1 protein-coding gene and 1 pseudogene are annotated in these 1,451 nt (G+C 43.8%); one reads left to right on the top strand and one right to left on the bottom strand.

The window, feature by feature from the left end:
* The coding region (gene priA, locus CXF78_RS00360; protein ID WP_102035670.1) for a replication restart helicase PriA at positions 1-1,149 on the bottom strand (1,149 nt) is incomplete at its 3' end.
* Between the two features lie 84 nt (positions 1,150-1,233).
* Here priA and CXF78_RS00355 point away from each other — a divergent pair.
* Positions 1,234-1,451 (top strand): annotated as a pseudogene (locus CXF78_RS00355) (hypothetical protein); the annotation flags it as partial.

Raw genomic sequence — 1,451 nt, 5'->3', positions numbered from 1 at the left:
AGCGCGTTCACTCAGTTCCAAGTGATGATAGCGGCCAGATAGCGCATTTTGTAAGGTTTCTAATGATGGTGTCGCGGAGCCTAATACCACTTGAATATCTTCAAGATGCCCACGCATTACTGCCAAGTCACGCGCGTGATAACGCACACCTTCCTGTTGCTTAAAGCTACTGTCATGCTCTTCATCAAGAATAATTAACCCTGGATAAGCCATTGGGGTAAAGAGTGCTGAGCGAGTGCCGATAATAATTGCTGCTTCACCGACACGAGCCTGACGCCAAGCTTCTAGGCGTTGATTATCGGTTAATCCGGAATGTATCACGGCAACATTGACTTCAAAACGACGCTTGAAGCGATTAATGGTTTGCGGTGTTAAGCCAATTTCAGGCACGAGGATCAGTGCTTGTTTACCTTGTTTTAAAATTGTCTCAAGCAAGGTGAGGTAGACTTCGGTTTTACCCGAACCAGTAATGCCTTCTAATAAGGTGCAATGAAACCCTTGTTGTTGAGTAAGCACTGATACTGCGACGGCTTGCTGTTTGTTCAACTTATGAGGTGACTCATTCATAATAAGCTGTTGGCGCCAGCTTAAATCATGGCTGAGTACTTTTTGTTGCCGTTCAATCCATTGTTTTTGTTCTAATGCTTTTAATGCCGCTTTGCTTAATTGTTGGGTGGTGAAATCATCTTGGCTGATAGGGTTTGCAAGCAATAACTCGTACAGTTTTTTCTGTGCTGGAGCACGTTTTAATACGCTAGAATCAGCATTGCGCCCTTCGGGGCTTAAATGATATTCAACCACCGCTTGCGGCGCCGCTTCGAGGCCTTTTCTCAATGCGACAGGCAACGCTTGGCTGAGCATTTGTCCTTGAGTGGTAAAGTAATACCGGGCGGCCCAGAGGGTTAATTTATATAGCGAATCGGGTAACAATGGGGCATCATCTAGTACTGCAGTTACCGATTTTATTTGTTGCGGTGCTAAGTCACAGCTGTCAGTAATAGCAGTAATTAAGCCGATGAGTTGTTGAGGGCCAAAAGGGACTTTTACTCGAAGACCGATTTGCAATCCTGCTTGTTGTTCGTCTTTTACGCGATAGCTAAAGTTTCTGCGTAATGGGACGGGTAAGGCGACTTCAACAAACACGGGCATAAGACTTCATCATTTTTCAATTCGATAGTGGATTGCGGATCAGTTTACCTCTAAGTGTCATCAAAGAGATAGGGCAACATATATATGCGTAAAGGACTTATTGAGGTCATCATCCTAGTATTTGGGGTATTGGGCTATATTGCTACGCCAATGGCTCAAGTGAATCATGTCAGTATCAATAGTCGTCAATTTGAATTGAATAATGAACCGCAATTAAAAATCAATATTGTGGCACAAAATGATGATGCATCGCGGTTAAGGTTTTATATTCGTCAGCTGGATGGCAACTTGGATGGTAGGAA

The sequence above is a fragment of the Shewanella sp. 11B5 genome (assembly GCF_002836795.1).
Taxonomy (GTDB): domain Bacteria; phylum Pseudomonadota; class Gammaproteobacteria; order Enterobacterales; family Shewanellaceae; genus Shewanella; species Shewanella frigidimarina.
Note: the sequence above shows the minus strand (reverse complement) of the source record. Positions and strands in the feature narration are given on the sequence as shown.